The following is a 17402-nucleotide window of genomic DNA, read 5'->3' as shown; positions in this document are numbered from 1 at the left end:
CATAAAATGACAACTTTAAGATTTTATACCTCTGGCTTGTCTGGATACCTTCGGAATGGATATCTTGCTGTCCGGCTCATCCGAATTTATAACATCTATGGTTTGAGCCAGCTCGACAATCGTCGGCGCATCGAATATCGTCTTCATCGGCACATTTTTGGCAAATTCCTTTCGGATCAGTGAGATGACCTGGGTAGCGAGCAGAGAATGGCCACCAATGTCAAAAAAGCTCTCCGTCGTGCCGACAGCTTCACGCTGCAGGATTTGGCGCCAAATCCGATGCAATCTAACCTCCGTCTCATTGGAGGGCATCTCCTGAGCAGGACCTGCTGCCGGGTAAACATCCGGCTTGGGTAGAAGCTCCCGGTCTACCTTCCCCCCCGCTGTCACTGGGAAAGACTTCAGTGCGATAAATAAGGAAGGATGCATATATGCCGGCAGATGCTGCTTTACTTCCCGGCGAATTCGGTCCAGTGCGTTCTCCCCGTCTGCGCATTTCACATAAGCAACAAGTTGCTTCTCCGAAGCAGCCAGATCCTCTCTGACCATTACCAGTGCCTGTTCAACTTCAGAGAGCTGCTCCAGGCAGGCTTCAATCTCTCCCAGCTCCACACGATAGCCCCTGATTTTTACCTGTGAATCCTTTCTTCCGATATATTCGACCTGACCGTCGGGCCGATAACGCACATAATCTCCTGTCCGATATAAACGTTCCCCTTGACGGAACGGATGCGGAATAAACGCCTTCGACGTTAACTCAGGCTGTTGTAGATAGCCTAGGGCCAGGCGAGTTCCACCTATATACAATTCTCCTGCAACCCCAATCGGGACAGGCTGCAATAGATCGTCCAAAATATAAATTTGCGTGTTCGGCAAAGGCCTTCCGATAGGGATATCGGTGTGTTCCCCATGGAGCGGGTCAAGATCATCGTAAAAAGCAGTCGCCGCTACCGTTGTTTCTGTCGGTCCGTAGGCGTTGCTCCAACGAATGCGCCCTTGCGTGATTTGCCTCCATTTCTTGTACATGACCGATGAGGCTTTCTCTCCCCCGACAGACAGCAGCTTTAAGGAAGGAGGAAAGGCATCAGTGTCTTCCCATTCACTGATCATGAGATGCCAATATGCCGTCGGCAGGTACAGCACACTAATACGCTTGACACTTAACCAGCGTATAAATTCATGTGTATCCAGCACCGACTTCGGACGCATCACCAATGTCGCTCCCGCCAGCAGAGCCGGAAATATTTCATGGATAGAAAAGTCGAAGCTGATCGCTGAAAATTGTACAATCCGATCCTCTTCATTCAGCTTGTTATCCACCATGACCGACTGGACATGATCCACCAGTGAGCGCTGCGAAATCATAACCCCTTTGGGCTTGCCTGTGGAACCGGAAGTATAGATCACGTACGCGGGCTGATCAGCGGATACGGCAGAGTGATCCAATATACAGTCTGTTCCTTCTCCTGGAGCGAGCTGATCAACCTGTATTAACCGCTTAGTTTCAACCGGCAACCGGCTCGTAAGCTGGGAGTGAGTCAGGATGACAGGCATACGGCTATCCTCAACCATCCACATGATCCGGTCAGCCGGATATTCAGGATCGAGCGGGACAAAGCAGGCACCTGTTTTCAAAACCCCCAGCATAGACGCAACCAGCTCCAACGAGCGCTCCAGATAAATGCCAATGACCATGCCTGCTCCCGCCTGTCTGGCACGAAGCATAGACGCAATTTCCTCGGCCAGCGCATGAAGCTCCTGATAAGTGACCTGCCGGACACCGTCTTCAATGGCCACAGCCTGCGAACGTCGATGTACGTTTTTTTCAAATAACTCGTACATGCTGCTGTTCTCCGAATAGGTCGCATTCGTGTGGTTCCAATCTTCGAGCAGCAGCCGCTCCTCCTCCGTCAGTAAAGGGGCATGGGAAATGCATTCGTCTGGCTGTCGTAACATGCCCGCAAGCAATTGCAAATAATGCCCGGCAAATCGCTCTATCGTCGCCTCCTCAAACAAGTCCGCGGCATATTCAATCGTTACGTTGATTTTTTCCCTTTCTTCCTCCACGAACATACTCAGATCAAACAGTGAATTGATATTCTCCAGCTCATAATGGCTGAAATGCAGATCTGAGGTTGGATAGGCATCATGCTGCGCGTTTTGCACGGAAAACATCACCTGAAAGACGGGGGAAAAACCTTGTGATCTTTCAGGGTGCAGTTCCTGCACCAATTTCTCAAAGGGAATATCCTGGTGCGCAAAGGCCTCCATGGCCACCTTCTTCACCCTGGACAGCACTTCCCTCCACGTAAGCTTCGGAGACACGTTCGTCCGGATCACCAGGGTGTTGATGAAAAATCCGATCTGTTTCTCCCATTCCATTCGGTTGCGGTTTGTCATGGGGGACCCAACCAGCAGGTCCTGCTCCGCGGTATACCGATAAAGCAGCACTTTAAATGCAGTAAGCAGCGTCATATATAAAGATACGTTTTCTTGCTGGCTGAATAACCTTGCCTGGGCAGCAAGCCGCTCATCCATGGCAAAGCGGATGCTTGCTCCTTTATACGACTGCTCTATAGCGCGCGGCCGATCGGTTGGCAGCTGCAATATTGGGAGTTTGCCATACAACTGGCTCTTCCAGTAGCTCAATTGCCTGTCCCATAGAGTACCTTGAAGCATGCCGCGCTGCCACACCGCATAATCAACATATTGCAGGGGGAAAGCTTCTCGTTGATAAGCTGGGTCATGCTTGCAGCTCTCATAAATTTCCCACAACTCCTGCTCGAGTACAGACATGGACCAGCCATCGAATATGATATGATGCACCACCAGCAGCAGAACCCATTCTTCATCATTCAAACGGTATAAGAAGGTCCTGATTAACGGATCCTGGGCGAGATCAAACGGCCGCTGTTCCTCCTTGGCAATCCGTGCCTTGAGTTCCGATTCTTGACGCTCCGAATCTACATACCTCATCAGGTCCACCTGATGTATTGGACATATCCGGGGAGGATGAATGACTTGCATCGGCAATCCGTTCACATCCACAAAGTTGGTGCGCAAGGTTTCGTGGCGTCTAATCAACTGCTGGTAGCTCTGTTTCAGAGCAGCGGTGTCAAGCGCCCCTCTGATTCTTAAAGCCTTGGAGATGTTATACATCGATGTCCCCTGCCGAAGCTGTTCAAAAAACCATATTCTCTCCTGGGCAAAGGAAAGCGGCATATAGGGCTCGCGCTTGACAGGAACGATACTCTCATTTACAAGGCTTTCATGCTGTGCAAGGTATGTTTCCAACTGCATGACGAAGTCGCTTAACTGTGGAAACTCAAAAATCGTATACAGAGGTAAATCCGCCTGAAAAGCGTTTCTAATCCGCGAGATCACCTTGATGGCCAATAAAGAGTGTCCACCAAGCTCAAAAAAGTGGTCATTAAGTCCAACTCTCTCGCAGCCTAAAATGTCAGCCCAAATCGTGGCGATACTCTTTTCGGTCTCTGTTATGGGTGCGATTTTCTCCTTAGCAGCCAGATTGCGTTTAGGTTGCGGCAGTGATGACCGGCTTACCTTTCCGCTTGGCGTAAGAGGCATTTTCTCAATCTGCATGAAAATGGAAGGAATCATGTAGTCAGGCAGCTTCTTTTTCATATGGTCCCTCAATTCATATTCCACGATGGTCTGCTCCGCAACAATATAAGCAGCCAGCTCCTGCGGCGCATGATTGTCCTTCCATCCAACCACCACCGTCTCGCGGATTCCCGGATAAGCGCTAATGACCGCTTCGACCTCACCCGGCTCCACACGGAAGCCGCGAATTTTGACCTGCTCATCGATTCTGCCTAAAAATTCAACATCTCCACTCGGCAGGAAGCGGGCCAAGTCTCCCGATTTGTATATGCGCTGATTCGCTTCCTTGGAGAAGGGATGTGGAATGAATTTGTCCGATGTTATGTCCTCCCGGTTCAAATATCCCCTGGCGAGGCAGATTCCCCCAATGTACAGTTCACCGTATACGCCGACGGGCACAGGCTGAAGATGGTTGTCCAGGATATAGATCTCACAGTTATCAATCGGCTTGCCGATTGGAGGCAGCGATGGGACCGTATCGATATCCTCAATCAAATAGGCGGTAACAACATGGGTTTCTGTTGGCCCATAGTGATTTTGCACCGTACAATTCCCCAGCTTTTTCAGCCAGTTTCTAATTTGCGGTGTCACCCGTAATTGCTCGCCCGAGACCGTAATATCCGTAACCGCATATTTAATCTCTTCCATTTGTTCAGCGGCTTCGGCCAATTGCTGAAGACTGATGTAAGGTAAATGAAGACGCTTAATCTGATGGCCTGCAATCAACTCAAGCAGCCTCTCCGGGTTTTTACGAGTCTTTTCATCTACAACAATCACATTCCCCCCGTTACTGAATGCCGAAAATATCTCATGGCAGGACATGTCAAAATTGAGGGTAGAGAACTGAAGTACATTCGCCTGATGCCTCGACTTCAAATTTTTATTTTGCCATGCGATCAAATTCACAACTGGACGATGATTCATGATGATGCCTTTCGGCTTACCTGTTGAACCAGAAGTATAAAGAATGTAAAGGATATGATCCGGACCTACCCCGGTCTCTGGAGCCTCTGGGGAAGCCTCCAGTTCTTCAATATTATCCAGCAGGAACAGGTTAGTGTTCACTTTACCAAGCAGTGAGGTTAAGGAGGATTGGGTGATCACTACTGGAACTTGTGTATCCTCTAAAATATAGATCAGACGGTCCTGCGGATAGTACGGATCAAGAGGTACATAAGCTCCTCCCGCCTTCAGCACGCCCAGTACCGCAACAATCATTTCCGTAGACCGGTTCAAGCAGATGCCTACGCAAACATCCGGCCCTACTCCATACGTCCGCAGCTTCCATGCCAGCCCGTTAGAAAGATGATCCAGCTCCCGGTACGTTAGGCATTCATCATGGAAAGAGACGGCGATTTCATCGGGCATAAGTTGAGCCTGCTGTACAAAAAAATCATGCAGACAGATATCATTCGGATAAGGGACCGCGGTCTCGTTCCATTCGTACAAGAGCTGTCTGCGTTCCTCATCAGACATGAACTGCAGCTGTGAAATCGGCAGGTTTGGCTTCTCGATGATATCCTTGATCAGAAGGATATAGTGTTCGATGAGCCGGGTGATCGTGCGTTCCTTGAACCGTTCCGTACTGTACTCTACCCCACCTGACATGCCTTCAGCGGTTTCGACCAGGGTCAGCTCCATCTCAAACTTTGACGTTTTATTATCAACCTCAAGTGACTTAACCTGCAATCCGTCCAGCTTCAAACTCACATCATCGATCAAATTAAACAACACCTGAAATAACGGGGTTCCACTTAAATTTCTTTCAGGCTGCACCGCCTCGACAACCCTATCAAACGGCACATCCTGATTAGCATAAGCATTCAGGGTTTCCTGATGAACCTGGCGTAGAAGGTCAACAAAGGACATTTCCCCTGACACGGATGTGCGAATCACCAGGGTATTCACAAAAAAACCTACCAGATTCTCCAATTCCTCCAGATTTCGATTAGCAATAGGCGTTCCAACTATTAGGTCCGCTTGCCTTGTATATCTAAAAAGGAGAATTTTATAAATCGTTAAAAATGCCATGAATGGAGTTGCCCCGTGGTCCCGGCTAATCTGCTTTAATGCAGCAGTCAACTCGGATGGAATTTCAAACGGCGCATATTTTCCTTTAAACGTTTGGTGGGTGGGATTCGGAAAATCATAGGGCAGCTGAAGAACAGGCAATTCTCCGCTCAGTTTGTCCCCCCAATAGGCAAGCTGCCGTTTAATTTCGCTTCCTTTCAAGTATTCATTCTGCCAGTAAGTATAATCTGCATATTGGATAGTCAATGCCGGTAAAGGTGAAGTTTCTCCGTTGATGTGGGCACGGTACAGAACCTCCAGCTCATGGCACAACACCCCCGTCGACCAGCCGTCAAAAACAATGTGATGGATATTGAGAATAAAAAAATGGTCCTCCGGCTGCATGCAAATCAAGATGGAACGCATCAGCGGGCCTTTGGATAAATCAAACGGCGTTTGCGCTTCCTGCTGAAACAAGTCCATTGCAGCAGCTTCTCTGTCCTTTTCGGAGATCTCCTTTAAGTCCACCACTTCAAACTTGCATTCGGCTTGGTCATGGATAATTTGCACAGGCTCTCCATCGTTGACGGAAAATGTGGTTCTGAGGGATTCGTGCCTGCCAACAATGTGCTGGAGGCTGCTTAACAATGCGGCCGTGTTAAGTTTCCCTTGGAGACGAAACAAGAACGGGATATTGTAAAAGGAGTTTTGCGGATATAACTGGTCCAAAAACCAAAGTCTTTTTTGAGCCGAGGACACCGGCGTATCCCCTGTTCGCGATACGGGACGGATGGCTGTCTGCACGGCATGACTTTCACCTTTTTGGTGCAGCAGTTTATAAAACAACTCCTGTTTGGCGGCAGAAAGTGCGGACTTGCGTGTACCCGTTTCCATACTCTGATTCTCCTCCCATAGTTTCTGATTAGGTAATGCCTAAAAATGCTACGCATTTGTATGAAAAATCGTAACCTCGCCGTTCAGTTCCCTCATCAAATGGTAAGCTTTATGTAATTGCCGGCAGTAGTTCGTATCGGACTTGTCCAGCAAAATTCCGATACAGGTACCGCTATGTGTAATCACAATGCCCAGACCATTGACCGTATTGCAAATATCAAGCACCTGATGCATCTGCTTCTTTTCCAGCAGTCCCTGATTCATTAACGCGCTGCGTGTAGAAATCTCGCCCACGATCTTGAGGTTATTTTTCTTTATCGCGGAGGAGATGCTTGCAAGAAGCTCATCATATTCCGTTTTTTCTGCAGCGCCAAAAGGCTTGGAAATTTTGTTGAACTCGGTGGTATCCACTTCACCTCCTTCGTCAAGGCTTACAATCGACAGGTCTGGCACGGGGCCCAAACGTTCGCGAAGCCTAACATCACGATGGTAATAAGAAACAATCCCCTCATACATCACACCGTCAGTCGGCTCAATTTCCAGAATTAACCGTTCAATCAGTTCTGTTGACATATTCAAAGTAAAGCAATGATCAATGGCGCGAGCCGTTGCCACAATATCAGCCGAAGAGCTAGCCAATCCCTTTCCGACCGGAATATTGCTGCAGATCTCAATCACTCCACCGATGGGAAGGTTATAAAGTCCAAGAAGCCGGAGTGCTATTTGTTTGGATTTCAATTTATAGCTAGGAGACACAATCAAATCAGGAAAGTCCGGCTGTGACTCGAACGTTACTTGTGAATAACGGCTGATAGGGAGGGTAATCAGAAAGTTCTGGTTATCTGTTCCCACACCCTGAAGTAATTCACCAAAGGTTCCGAATGACTTACCGATTCCGATATGCTTGGCTACATTTTTTTCTTCCAAATGCGAGCTCATCTGGCCATCCCCCTAGATTCACTAAAGTAAATATGTTTGGCATTGCTCTTTTTTCTTGCGCAAGTCCTCCCTTTGTATTTGTCGTTCACGTTCCTGCATGGAAAGCAGAGCAGCCACTTGATCAGGATGGGTAGAACCCAGAGATTGCTTCATGGATAAGCCAGAATCAACAGAAAACAGGCGTACCAATACATCCTCTGTGATCTCTGCCGGAAATCCAAACTCGAGACACAGTTCTTGAAGTAAACACTGGTCAACGTCCGTGGGTAGTCTTTCTTGCTCAATCATGCTAGTAATATATTTTCCGGCTACAATTTGCGAGGTCCGATAAGGAATTTCAAACTGCTGAGTCAGATAGTTAGCTAAAGAAAATCCTCCGAAAAACTCCTGATTGCAAATTTTGTCCATTCGGTCTCTATTAAATTGCATATTCGATATCACATGAGTTAACAGCTTGATCGCCAAATGCATTGTCGTGAGCATCGATAAAAAGTTGCTCCCCCCTTCTTTCGCTGTCTCGACTAAATTGGTGTAAGGGGTCCTTTGTTGTCCCATTACAAAATCAACATAATACGCTGAAATATGGGTCAACTTTCCTCTAATTCGTTCTAAAATAGTTAAATTTTTCTTTTGAGGCATGGCTGAAGATATCCCGCACAAATGATCCGGCAGATCAATGAATCTGTATTCGCTGCTTCCCCAGTTCATAAAATCCGTTACAAACCGAGTTAACGTTACACTGGCAGTCGATAGTTCAGCACCAATAAGCAGCATATATTCCTTATTAGCGACGCCCATCAATGCATGTCGACAAGGTCTTTCAAAGCCAAGCATACGGGCCATTCGTTTTCGATCCCACTGTAATTCCAGGCCAGACATGGCACCTGAACCTAATGGACATTCATCAATGCTCACCCATTGAGTTATTAAACGATCGATGATTTTGCCTAACTGTTCAATGAGAGCTGTAAAAAAGAAGCCTACACTAATGATTTGCGCTGATTGATAATGCGTATAACCTGGCATTCGAACATCTATATGTTCTTGCGCCAATTTATGAGTCTCATCGGAAAGTTCGAACAACGATTCAACAATCTCCAACAGTTTGTCTCTTGCCATCATCAGCTGGGCTGTTGCCTGTACATCATTTCGACTTCTATCGAGATGCCACGCTGTAATCGGGCAGCTTGCATTCTGTTCCACATAACGCTCAATAGCAAACAAAATATCCGTCATGTTGCCCTGGGGGCTGCCTGCTAATGTCTCAGCGTCAATCTGGTCTAGCAGAAACATAATATCCTGCCGGGCTTCAGATCCCAGTAATCCCATTCGCTCGTACTCTATGGTTATTACTTTCTCTATCAGTATGTAATAGGGCAATAAATGATTAACCTCATACCTGAATTGGGGGTCCAGGATCTCGTCATGGATGAAAGAACTGGGCTGATCCAACAGCCGGCCGGTCAGGATACTTCTATTAAGCGCATTGATTGGGTTCATTACTCTCCTCCAGTTCGTAGTAAAAATAGTTAGTAGAATAGAAATAGGTATAAAATACGCTTGTTATACGAAGATATGGTTTTTCTAAAGAAGATTTCGTTACGATTATGCATGTCATGATTGATTTTTGTTTCACATAGAAGAAAAACTGCTGAAAGAGAGGATAGTTCAACTGTGTTGTGGAGATTACATTGGAAGAGAAGTGGAATCTGTTGAAAAAATCATATCTTTGACCTATACATGATTCCTTTTGAAATCATTTACATAAATACAAAGTTTATGGTATAGAAACAAAATACCAGAATCATAATGTCGAAGTCTCGCAAATAATGTTGTCGAATCACATGAATTTTGTTGTTATTGCCCCCCCTCCAAATTTCAATGAATTATGCGCGCATATCCCTTAACCGCACATTGCTGCTGTAGAACGTAGAATCGCTCGACAGTTTATATGACGGATAATTCTCGTCCGCTTGTAAACGCATCTTTTCTTCAAACTGCGGCTTCTGCTGGGGGTCTACGAGAAACGTAAACGGCTCGGTCTGAAAAGGGATATCCGTTTTATTAGGCCCATCAACGATGAGTACAACAATAACACCATTACACCCGCAGTCCTCTGTATCAATAAAAAGTTTAAAGCATCCCGGACGGTTTCCGAGGCTGTCCTTTAGTTTATCTCTCGTTATGTCATTCATTTCGATATGCATGCAATTCCACTCCTAGGTTCAGTTACTGAGTATTATAACAGATTTCCTTTTTGCGTCTGACATTAGCTTTGCATTTAGTGAGTCTAATCACAGGGTTGAATCCCTAGCAATTTTATAATCAGGTTGTGAATGGAATTACAAACAATCAGGAGGAATCAATTATGAATCAATATGCCGCAATGATTAACGCTACGGAGTATCCCCCTAAATTCAAGCACAAGGTTATCTTTGATACATTTTCTGCTCTGCCGTCGTCCAAAGCGATGCTGCTGGTGAACGACCACGATCCGCTCCCTCTCCGCTATCAATTTGAAGCGATGCACCCCAATGAATTCACATGGGAGTACGTCGAAGAGGGGCCTGACGTTTTTCAGGTCAAAATCGGCAAAATTTAAAAGCCTGTGAGAAGTTTCGTTAAAGCCCCCAGGCTGGGAGGGAGGGATAAATCCATGAAACAGGAACAATTCAACATTGTAGAGCTGGATGTAAGAGCGTATTTGCGCAATAAAAACGACCCGTTTCACATCATTATGGACGCGGTCAAAAAACTGGATAAAGACGACATGTTTATTCTCCACGCTACAATCAAACCCTCTCCATTGATCACGCTTCTTAAGATGAAGGGTTTTGTAAGTAAAACAGAGAGAAAAGCACAGGACCATTGGGTGGTCACCCTTGTCCGGAAAGAGAACAGGCAGTGGCTTCATGAAGAAGTTCATACCACGGCTTCACCTGCTGAAGAGGAAATTGATGCTGATCACGGGACAAGGACTGAAAACTCAGATCCGCAAATCATTCAGCTGGATAACCGGGGACTGGAGCCTCCAAAACCCATGGTTCGGACGCTGTCCGCATTGGAACGAAGCCACCCGGGGGATGAGATCTGGATTCATAATGACCGTGTACCCGTATTCCTGATGGAGGAACTCACGAACCTGGGTTACTCCTATACGGTGGAAGAACAGGCAGATGGCACGGCAAAAGTGAAAATTTCGAAACGGTAAAACCGTATCATGGACGGATTGCTGTTCTGCTGTTCCTCTATTCAAACCTAAAAAACTGTACCGCGCCATCTGGCGTGTACAGTTTTTTTTCGGGCGAACAGTTATTAAAGCTCCTGTTTTGCATTTTCAAGTACTCGTTTGAGAACCAGCGCATGATTGCACTGCTCATCTTTTGCCGCATAAAGCAGGGTCACCGTTTGCTGATCGGCCCAAGCACACAGCTGCTGCAGGTAAGGCTGAGCAGGCTCGCCCCGCAATTCTTCCATATAAAGGCTGCTGAATTCCGTAAACTTAGCGGGATCATGTCCAAACCATCTGCGCAGCTCACCGCTTGGAGCCACTTCCTTCATCCATGTCGTAAGCTGTGCCCGCTGTTTATCAATCCCGCGCGGCCATAGCCGATCCACCAGCACCCGGATCTGATCGTCCGGGTCAGGCTGATCATATATTCTTTTGATTTTAAACATAACAACCTCCGCTTGCGCAAACGCTCCATCTTGAAGCTACCGTGTAACCGACAAAGTCGCTGTTGCCCCTCTGTCCGCATCATTGAATTGGTGGGTAACGATCGTGTACTCTCCTTCTTCATTCACCTCGGTCTCAATGACCACCCCGCCGCCTGCAGGAATAAGTACGGTTTGCATTCCTTGCAGCACATTGTGCGGATTTCCGTCCAGGTATACCCGGTCCAAGATAGCCCCTACGATATGAAACGAGCTGACATGATTGGGCCCTGCATTTACAACATAAAAACGTACTCTGTCCCCAACCTTGGCAGCAAAGGGCTGATCCTTCATCGCTTCCGTGCTGCCGTTGAACACCACATGTGTCGGCTCCCCTTCACTAAAGGCTTGCAGATCATTTTCCTTGTAAAATTCGCTTTGTACGATCGTATACTCCCGATCAACGATCTTATCAGTCGGATATCCTGCCGCCGGTTCAACGATAATCATACCATACATGCCATTGGCGAGGTGCTGCAGCACAGGTTTGGTGCCGCAATGATACATAAATACGCCGGGATTATCCGCTTTATATTTAAAGGTCCCATCCTCACCGGGATTCACATCAATAAAATGCTTGGAGGGTGCCGCTTGGACGGCATGCATATCCATGGAATGCGGCAAATTCGGATCCAGATTGCGCAGCGTCATATGAATCGTATCTCCTTCCTTCACCCGCAATACCGGTCCGGGCACGGTGCCGTTGAATGTCCATGCATGATAGGTGGTACCTTTGGCAATTTCAATATCTGTTACCTGGGCAGTCAGATCGACATACACCTGGTCGCCTTCTTTGCGGATCACCGGCTTTACCGGAGGCTGATCAAGCTTTTCCTCCGGCAAATCTGGCTGGGCGGTCTCCGTTGATGCAGACGATTCGTGTGCTGGGACGGATTCACATCCGGTCAAAACCAGGACAGCGAAAACCGCAATCATGATAAATAGATTTAACCAGTGCCTGAACATAGGCATCTTCCTTTCTTTTGGACCCCACATTCATCAAAAATCCTGTGCGTATCGTTCATCCGGTATATGATTCAGCATGACGTACAAGACCGCCGATTCGGTTCCCGTGTTGCGGAATGAGAACTCCTCTTCTCCTTCGCAATGGACAGCGTCACCTTTTACAATGTCCGTATCGCTGCCATCGATAGTGAGCGTCCCTTCCCCTTCCAGCACGGTCAGATACAAACGGCTGCCAGGATGCCTGTGGGCCGGAAGCTGCTGATCGGGTCTGAAGCTAAGTGTAAACACGACCGCCTGGCCATGCTTGAACAAGATTTTTTTCGTAAAATGCTCATTATTAAATTGCTGATATTCTGTTCGGCTAATCTTCTCCATATCCTTCGCCCCCTGATTTAAATATAGCCCAGCCATTCCTTAGCTTCTTCGGACATTTGCTCCGGACTCCACTGCGGCTCCCATACAACCTGCACTTGAACCTCCTGGACTCCCGGGAGTCCGGCAGCTGCCCGTTTTACCCCGCCAACCAGCATGTCATGCATGGGGCAGCCGGGTGTGGTCAGGGTCATGGTGATTTTTGCGGTCCCCTCTATACACTCCACTCCGTAAACCAATCCCAAATCCACGATATTCACACCAAGCTCCGGATCGTATACCTCCTTCAGCATGGCTATAATTGCTGCAGTCATATCCGTTTCTTCATGCAAGCCCATGATTTATCCCTCCTGTTTCTTGCGTTATTTTGTAAACACACGCGCTATTAAACTCATGTAGATCAAGGCCGCAATGGACAGCGTGCTGCCGGCCGCTCCCACCAATACACTTTGTCCTGAACCCATGCCAATCAGAAGCAGCAGCAGGCAGAAAGCCAATACCGCAAGACTGGTATGAACCGGCCGGTCCAGCAGAAGCTGACCCATAGTTGGAACCTTGGTCTTTCCCACCTGCGGGCCGTACTTGTGTGTCCACCATAAAAAAGGCACGATTTTGGACAAATAACCCATAATGGTGATCCCGACCCATCCATATAAATAACTCCACACCATCATTACAATGAAAGAATGAGAAAGTTGATCCGGGATAAGCAGATAGGATACAGACGCAATTACCGCCTCTGCCGCCAGCAGCCTTGCAGCCCATACCGCCCAGGTGACACCTGCGCCGGGATCGGGCTTATGGCGGACGGCATATAACTGCTGCACATGACAGCAGTACAGAACCAACGCCCCTGCCAGCAGAAGAAAGGCAGTGGATTTGGCGAATCTCCAGTCCGTCATAAAACCGAGAACACCACACCACACAGCAGCATTCCACAATAGAATGATAACTTTTTGCAAACGTTCAGGATAATGATGGGACAATAAAAACATGGGCAGCAGCTTATAGCTGAAACCAACGATCAGCAACCCGAACCATCCGGTCATCCCAAGCCATACATGGGCTCCGAACAAACGGTCGTGATAAATTCCAAGCCAATTGAAATGAAAATCCATGCCCAGCAGCATGCCGCTCATCCCCGTAAGTCCCAAATAACTGACTGCGGCGGCCGTACATAGGGTAACCGGATTCCAGTGGCGGCTCTTTAACAAAGTGACTCCGATGTTCCACAAAAACAGCATAATGCCCAGAAATGCCGCTGTTGCGCAAATGGCAATCCATCCGGCATTGGCCGTACGAAATGCGAACAGCAGACCTGCCGTGCCCGAAGTAAACAGCCCGTACTGGACAAACCCAAGTTTTTCGCTATAAATGGCGGATTGAAGAACAACGGGAACCAGCTGATAAACCGCCCCCATCGCGATCATGGTCGCCCAGCCCAGAACCAATAGATGCACCATATACCAGCCGTCCGGAGTCCGGGGATAGTCAGTAATCCAACCTGCGAAGTCGAGCAGTGTCAAAACATGATACAGCACAAAGCTGATCATTCCCGTAATAATAAAGGAAAAAGGAAGCTTGAACATATGAGTACTCACCCCGTCCCAACTAAGATACCAGGAAGTCTACACCCTCCTTTTGAGAATGGTTTTCATCTGTTAAGTTCATTGTAGAGGGTGCCTGGAAGGCATATTGTGATTGCAGTCACAATATGCCTTGTGGGTACCTTATTTCAGGTTGAATGATAGCGACCCAAATCTGTCACTTGGAGCTCAAAAGTGAGGACTGCTATAATAATTGTGATCTCATAAATTGTTGTACGGAAATAATCTCGGCATTTTGTTGGGGTATATGTGGAGGCATAATTATGATTTTGCAAAAAGGCGAGACTCTGTTCAGACAAGGTGAAACGGGGCCTCTCTATCATCTGAAAAGCGGTATGTTAAAAATTGTGCGTATTCATCCGGACGGTTCGCAATTATTGGTAAACGTCATTGTACCCAATGAAACCATTCCCCACCATTCCCTGATCAGTCCCAACCCGTATTTCGGTTCGGCGATCGCGCTGGTGAAAAGCGAGGTGGACGTTCTGCCCCGCTCAGACTGGTATCGTGAGCTTGAAGAGAATCCGGAACGGTGCCGCGCCATTGCTCTGCAACTGCAGGATAAGCTGCGCATGATGCAGCAGCGCATTGATCAATTAACTGAAGTATCTCCCGCTGAAAGACTGTTGAAGCTGCAAGCGTGGATTCAGCCTTATATCGCACCGTCCACTTTGACGGATGTTCTGACCCAGGACGAAATCGGCCAGTTTATCGGCCTGCGCAGAGAAACGATCAACCGGCTGCTCCGCAATCAGATCCGGGGATCATGACAAGAGGAGAACCAATGGATAATAAGTCATTATACGTCCGGTAAAAGGTGAAATGTTGCAATTGAAGCTTACACTTTTTCTTCTCCTTTTCTTGCCCTAGAATGAGAACATCGTTCCCTGACCGATCCGGGAAGCACCATGGCAAGTACACACTTAAAGGAGAACTAAAAGATGGCACACACGATTCGGCAGATTCATCCTCTCGCCTGGACGATCATTATCGGCACCTTGTTCGGCAGACTTGTAACATCCATGAGCATTCCCTTTCTCTCCATTTATTTAACGCAGGTACTGGGGGCCACTCCTTCGCAGACAGGCGTCACGGTCGCCGTCAGCTCGCTTGCCGGAGTGCTTGTCAGCTTTTACGGCGGATACATATCCGATCGCATTGGACGCAGGATAGTTATGCTCGTCTCCATCTTTGGCTGGGCGGCCGTGTTTGTTGGCTTCTCCACCGCGGAGCATCTTGTGATGTTCTTTATCTTCAATACTTTGAACGGACTGGCCCGCGCTTTCTTTGAGCCAACATCACGGGCCATGCTGTCTGACATTACGCCGCCGGAGCATAAGTTGCTTGTATTTAACCTGCGGTATGCCGCGATCAACATGGGTGTCGTGTTTGGGCCGCTGATCGGACTGCAGCTGGGTACCGCGCAATCGACATTTCCTTTTCTGATCGCCGCGCTCGTATATACAGCTTATGGAGCTGTCCTGTTTTTCCAGTTTTCCCTTCATCGTTCCGCCTTGTCCCGCCATGCGGATACAAATCCGCCAAAGCTGATCGAGGCTTTGCGGGTTACGGGCAGCGACCGCGTCTTTTTGCCCGTGCTGATCGGCACCGTTTTTTGCGTGCTGGGTTATGGACATTTTGAATCAACACTGGCGCAGTATCTGGCCTTGAACACCGACTTTGCCGATGGAGCGAAAGTGTTCTCTTATATGCTTTCTTTGAATGCGGTAACCGTGCTGGTTGTGCAATTTCCGATCGTGCGGCTGATGCGCCATTTGCCTCCGCTTGTCCCGCTGATGGTTGGCAATGTTTGTGTCGCTGCGAGCTTCCTGCTTTTTGGCATCGCGGAAGGTATCGCATTGATGATGATCGGTGTTGTGGTGTTTACCATCGGAGAAGTGATGCTGTTTACGATGATGGACATGCTTGTGGACCGCATTGCCAAGCCGGAGCTGAAGGGAACGTATTTCGGCACCATCGGCTTCAACAACTTCGGCAACGTATTGGCACCAGTTCTTGGCGGATTGCTGCTTGATCAATTCGGCGCCGAGAGCGGCCTGACCGTGTTTATTCCGCTGACGCTCATGACCGCCGCCGGTCTTCCTTTCCTGTATATCGCACATCGGCGTCTTGCCAGCCGTGAACAACAGTCCACCGCTGAACAAGCGCCGGCTCTTTAGGAAAAGGGGCACCTCGCCTGAAAAGGTTTTGAGGGGTGCCCCTTTATTGCGGCTTACTCAGTTCTCATTCCGTGCGTCTGTGCCATCTCTTTCAGATATTCCGTCTCTTGCCTGATTTCTTCCTGGAAAGCGGCCGAATCGGCATAGGAAGCCTTCATTTTCATATTTTCTAACTTATGGATAAATTCCGGGTCCTTAACCATCTGTGCAATAGTCTCCTCCCATTTCTGGCGGATGACGTCCGGCGTACCGGCAGGCAGTGACAGACCGGTCCACCAGCGGATTGTCAAACCTTCGACACCCTGCTCTGCCGCGGTCGGCACCTCGGGAAAATAAGGGCTGCGCTCCTCCGCCTGCACGGCCAGCAGTCTGATTTTGCCCGCTTTGGCCAGCGGATAAAGCTCAGATACCGTATGAATGGCCAATACGGCATGGCCGCCGGCAACCATGGGCGCGGATTCGGAGGCCCCTTTGGTCGTAATCATGCGCGTTTTGGCAAAATCCGCCCCGATCGCTTCCATCCATTCAGCCATGATAAACGACGAGAATCCGGCTTTCCCCACACTGGTCCATGTCAACTGCTCCGGATTTGCCTTTACCCAATCCGAAAACTCCTTGAAATCCTTCCAGGGCGCGTCGGCAGCAACAGCAAAGGCCGGGGCGTCCTCCACAATGCGGGCCGCGAACACCCTGTCATCATTCTGTACAGGCGGTGTGCTGCTACCAGCAGTCAGCATCGATGTGCTTGAATTATTATCTGCCAGCACGGTATAACCATTATTCGGGGACTGCTTTAGCGCGAATTGAGCTCCGACCGCCCCGCCTCCTCCCGGCTTGTTAACGACGACAATGGTCTGGTTCCACTTCTGGCCCACATATTCCGCCGTCGCCCTCGCGACCAAATCCACCCCGCCTCCCGGTGAAAAAGGAACAATATACTGAATTTCATGTTCAGGATAACCCGCAGCAGCTGCCGCGCCCCTTGCGTTGTCCGTTGCGGTGTTTTCCGCACAGGCGGACAGGATCACAGCGGCTGAAGCTACAACAGACACAACCATAATAATTTTTCTCCACCAAGCTTTCATTAATAACCTCC

14 protein-coding genes are annotated in these 17402 nt (G+C 48.4%); 4 read left to right on the top strand and 10 right to left on the bottom strand.

Features of this window, described 5'->3' with window-relative positions; genetic code table 11:
• Positions 1-15: 15 nt before the first annotated feature.
• From ACI1P2_RS16270 to ACI1P2_RS16255, 4 genes are all read right to left on the bottom strand, one after another.
• Positions 16-6528, bottom strand: a complete 6513-nt coding sequence (locus ACI1P2_RS16270; RefSeq protein ID WP_355320900.1) for an amino acid adenylation domain-containing protein — start codon at positions 6526-6528, stop codon at positions 16-18.
• Between the two features lie 48 nt (positions 6529-6576).
• Positions 6577-7455 carry a GHMP family kinase ATP-binding protein gene (locus ACI1P2_RS16265; protein ID WP_355320899.1) on the bottom strand — a complete coding sequence of 293 codons (879 nt, stop codon included), beginning with the start codon at positions 7453-7455 and terminating at the stop codon, positions 6577-6579.
• Between the two features lie 33 nt (positions 7456-7488).
• A complete protein-coding gene (locus ACI1P2_RS16260) occupies positions 7489-8967 on the bottom strand; it encodes an argininosuccinate lyase (RefSeq protein ID WP_355320898.1) in 1479 nt (492 codons plus the stop codon).
• A 386-nt stretch (positions 8968-9353) separates the two neighbouring features.
• Positions 9354-9674: an iron-sulfur cluster biosynthesis family protein gene (locus tag ACI1P2_RS16255; RefSeq protein WP_355320897.1), complete on the bottom strand. Its 321-nt coding sequence runs from the start codon at positions 9672-9674 to the stop codon at positions 9354-9356.
• A gap of 161 nt (positions 9675-9835) precedes the next feature.
• On the opposite strand from ACI1P2_RS16255, the gene ACI1P2_RS16250 reads away from it, so the two are divergent.
• Positions 9836-10069, top strand: a complete 234-nt coding sequence (locus ACI1P2_RS16250) for a DUF2249 domain-containing protein (protein WP_355320896.1) — start codon at positions 9836-9838, stop codon at positions 10067-10069.
• Between the two features lie 54 nt (positions 10070-10123).
• On the top strand, positions 10124-10678 hold the full coding sequence (locus ACI1P2_RS16245; protein ID WP_355320895.1) for a DUF2249 domain-containing protein: 555 nt from the start codon (positions 10124-10126) through the stop codon (positions 10676-10678).
• A gap of 104 nt (positions 10679-10782) precedes the next feature.
• On the opposite strand, the gene ACI1P2_RS16240 is transcribed toward ACI1P2_RS16245, so the two are convergent.
• Genes ACI1P2_RS16240 through ACI1P2_RS16220 form a run of 5 tightly spaced genes read right to left on the bottom strand, consistent with a single transcriptional unit; the run spans position 10783 to position 14120 of the window.
• The gene (locus tag ACI1P2_RS16240) at positions 10783-11145 is read right to left on the bottom strand and encodes a DUF488 domain-containing protein (protein ID WP_355320894.1); all 363 of its coding nucleotides are present in this window, start codon (positions 11143-11145) and stop codon (positions 10783-10785) included.
• Positions 11146-11181: 36 nt separating this feature from the next.
• On the bottom strand, positions 11182-12147 hold the full coding sequence (locus ACI1P2_RS16235; RefSeq protein ID WP_355320893.1) for a multicopper oxidase domain-containing protein: 966 nt from the start codon (positions 12145-12147) through the stop codon (positions 11182-11184).
• Between the two features lie 33 nt (positions 12148-12180).
• Positions 12181-12522 carry a cupin domain-containing protein gene (locus ACI1P2_RS16230; protein WP_355320892.1) on the bottom strand — a complete coding sequence of 114 codons (342 nt, stop codon included), beginning with the start codon at positions 12520-12522 and terminating at the stop codon, positions 12181-12183.
• A gap of 17 nt (positions 12523-12539) precedes the next feature.
• Positions 12540-12857 (bottom strand): metal-sulfur cluster assembly factor, encoded by a 318-nt coding sequence (locus ACI1P2_RS16225; RefSeq protein ID WP_355320891.1) that lies wholly within the window; start codon positions 12855-12857, stop codon positions 12540-12542.
• A 24-nt stretch (positions 12858-12881) separates the two neighbouring features.
• Positions 12882-14120: a hypothetical protein gene (locus ACI1P2_RS16220; RefSeq protein WP_355320890.1), complete on the bottom strand. Its 1239-nt coding sequence runs from the start codon at positions 14118-14120 to the stop codon at positions 12882-12884.
• Positions 14121-14389: 269 nt separating this feature from the next.
• Here ACI1P2_RS16220 and ACI1P2_RS16215 point away from each other — a divergent pair, with 269 nt between their 5' ends.
• On the top strand, positions 14390-14896 hold the full coding sequence (locus tag ACI1P2_RS16215; RefSeq protein ID WP_355320889.1) for a Crp/Fnr family transcriptional regulator: 507 nt from the start codon (positions 14390-14392) through the stop codon (positions 14894-14896).
• 171 nt (positions 14897-15067) lie between these two features.
• A complete protein-coding gene (locus tag ACI1P2_RS16210) occupies positions 15068-16306 on the top strand; it encodes an MDR family MFS transporter (RefSeq protein WP_355320888.1) in 1239 nt (412 codons plus the stop codon).
• 53 nt (positions 16307-16359) lie between these two features.
• Here ACI1P2_RS16210 and ACI1P2_RS16205 read toward each other — a convergent pair whose 3' ends face one another.
• On the bottom strand, positions 16360-17391 hold the full coding sequence (locus tag ACI1P2_RS16205; RefSeq protein WP_355320887.1) for a tripartite tricarboxylate transporter substrate binding protein: 1032 nt from the start codon (positions 17389-17391) through the stop codon (positions 16360-16362).
• Positions 17392-17402: the final 11 nt, after the last annotated feature.

This window comes from Paenibacillus jiangxiensis (assembly GCF_046098255.1).
Lineage (GTDB): Bacteria > Bacillota > Bacilli > Paenibacillales > Paenibacillaceae > Paenibacillus > Paenibacillus jiagnxiensis.
Note: the sequence above shows the minus strand (reverse complement) of the source record. Positions and strands in the feature narration are given on the sequence as shown.

Coding starts and splice junctions, on each gene's coding strand:
- ACI1P2_RS16215 (WP_355320889.1), top strand. CDS start 14,390: ATGATTTTGCAAAAAGGCGAGACTCTGTTCAGACAAGGTGAAACGGGG.
- ACI1P2_RS16235 (WP_355320893.1), bottom strand. CDS start 12,147: ATGTTCAGGCACTGGTTAAATCTATTTATCATGATTGCGGTTTTCGCT.
- ACI1P2_RS16230 (WP_355320892.1), bottom strand. CDS start 12,522: ATGGAGAAGATTAGCCGAACAGAATATCAGCAATTTAATAATGAGCAT.
- ACI1P2_RS16240 (WP_355320894.1), bottom strand. CDS start 11,145: ATGTTTAAAATCAAAAGAATATATGATCAGCCTGACCCGGACGATCAG.
- ACI1P2_RS16270 (WP_355320900.1), bottom strand. CDS start 6,528: ATGGAAACGGGTACACGCAAGTCCGCACTTTCTGCCGCCAAACAGGAG.
- ACI1P2_RS16260 (WP_355320898.1), bottom strand. CDS start 8,967: ATGAACCCAATCAATGCGCTTAATAGAAGTATCCTGACCGGCCGGCTG.
- ACI1P2_RS16205 (WP_355320887.1), bottom strand. CDS start 17,391: ATGAAAGCTTGGTGGAGAAAAATTATTATGGTTGTGTCTGTTGTAGCT.
- ACI1P2_RS16210 (WP_355320888.1), top strand. CDS start 15,068: ATGGCACACACGATTCGGCAGATTCATCCTCTCGCCTGGACGATCATT.
- ACI1P2_RS16245 (WP_355320895.1), top strand. CDS start 10,124: ATGAAACAGGAACAATTCAACATTGTAGAGCTGGATGTAAGAGCGTAT.
- ACI1P2_RS16255 (WP_355320897.1), bottom strand. CDS start 9,674: ATGCATATCGAAATGAATGACATAACGAGAGATAAACTAAAGGACAGC.
- ACI1P2_RS16225 (WP_355320891.1), bottom strand. CDS start 12,857: ATGGGCTTGCATGAAGAAACGGATATGACTGCAGCAATTATAGCCATG.
- ACI1P2_RS16250 (WP_355320896.1), top strand. CDS start 9,836: ATGAATCAATATGCCGCAATGATTAACGCTACGGAGTATCCCCCTAAA.